This is a genomic window from Candidatus Protofrankia californiensis, assembly GCF_900634765.1.
GTDB classification, from domain to species: Bacteria; Actinomycetota; Actinomycetes; order Frankiales; family Frankiaceae; genus Protofrankia; species Protofrankia californiensis.
In genome coordinates this window covers 1435-2806 of the sequence record NZ_CAAAFT010000203.1, presented here as the reverse complement: position 1 = coordinate 2806, position 1372 = coordinate 1435, and the positions used below count along the sequence as shown (strand labels likewise).

The window sequence follows — 1372 nt, the reverse complement described above, 5'->3', positions numbered from 1 at the left end:
AGGGTGGCGAGGTTGACCGGGCCGTGGCCGGTGCGGCTGGTGGAGGTGTCCTCGCCGAAGGAGACGTCACGCACGTGGTGATGCACTTCGGTCGTCCATCCATCCACTCGCGGCCCGAGCCGAGATCACCCGCCCATCCGCCCACTCGACCGGAACCGAGGGTCGCACGAGGCCGCCGTGGCGACTCCCGTCAGGCGGCGGGGCCGGCCAGCAGCGCGTCGATCTGGCTCAGGGCCGCGGACATGCCGTCGACCATGCCCATGGACACTAGCTGCTCCATCGCCTCAGGCGTGGGGAAGGTGCTCTCGACCGTCATCACGGTGCCCGTCTCGCCGTCTGCGGTGAGCTGCACGCGGGCGGTCGTGACGGGCATGTCGGGGCTGGGGCGGCCGGAGTCGTCGGCGAAGCCGTCTTCGAACTCCAGCCGGTGCGGGGCGTCGACGGACAGGATGCGCCACCAGCCGTAGTGCTTGTCGCCTTCCGGCCCGGTCATGAAGTACGTGACCGCACCGCCGGGGGTCAGGTCATGGTCGACGACGGTCGCGGGGTAGGTCGGCGGGCCCCACCACCGCTCGAGCTGGCGGGGGTCCTGCCAGACCTGCCACACCCGCGCTGGCGGCGCGTCGAACCGTGCGGTGAGCGTCAGTGTGAGGGCTTCAGGGTTCTTCTGAACGTCGATCACGGTCATGCGCGTGCTCCTTGCTGTCTCCTGGGTCGGGATCGGCGAGGATCGCGCCGATCCGGTCGATGCGCCCTCGCCATACGGCCGCCAGCTGGTCCAGCAGCCGATGGGCCTCGCGCAGGGCGTCCGGGTTGCCCCGCACCCGCTGCTCCCGGCCCTGTCGTTGCTTGGCGACCAGCCCGGCGCGTTCCAGCACCGCCACGTGCTTCTGGACGGCCGCGAAACTCATCGGGAACCGCCGGGCGAGGTCCGAGACCGAGTGCTCACCGGTCAGGGTGAGGGCCACGATCTCGCGCCGTGTCGCATCAGCCAGGGCGTGGAAGAGACGATCGGCGTGGTCGGCGGACTCCTGACGTACAACCATCGAGTTGTACGTTAGCGGGTGCCGTCGGGCCGCGCAAGGACGGCACCGCAACTGTCCCCGGCCATGCGACTACTTACCCGTGATCACGGCAGCCAGATGCCCGTGGCCGGGGCGACCAGCAGGGTGAACCGGCAGTCCAGCGGTCGCGGCAGAACCGGAGGTTGTCTCGGACGTCATAGAAGTCGGGGTGGCGGTCCCCGCCTGAGATCTGCCGAGTGGTAGGTCTCGGGTGTCCGCCAAGACAACCGAAGCGAGGGACCACACCATGATCACTTCATGGGGTCATGCCCGTACCGCTACCTCGCCAGCGTGTCGCATACCCACCC

The 1372-nt window shown here is 69.5% G+C and carries 2 protein-coding genes; both read right to left on the bottom strand.

Translation table 11 applies throughout. The features are described 5' to 3' along the window. Positions 1-190 precede the first annotated feature (190 nt). Positions 191-688, bottom strand: coding sequence for an SRPBCC family protein (locus tag DD1DGNOD_RS11120; protein WP_131770058.1), 498 nt, complete (start codon positions 686-688; stop codon positions 191-193). Continuing rightward, the gene (locus tag DD1DGNOD_RS11115; protein WP_131766501.1) at positions 657-1046 is read right to left on the bottom strand and encodes an ArsR/SmtB family transcription factor; all 390 of its coding nucleotides are present in this window, start codon (positions 1044-1046) and stop codon (positions 657-659) included. The genes DD1DGNOD_RS11120 and DD1DGNOD_RS11115 overlap by 32 nt, the downstream gene beginning before the upstream one ends. Positions 1047-1372 lie beyond the last annotated feature (326 nt).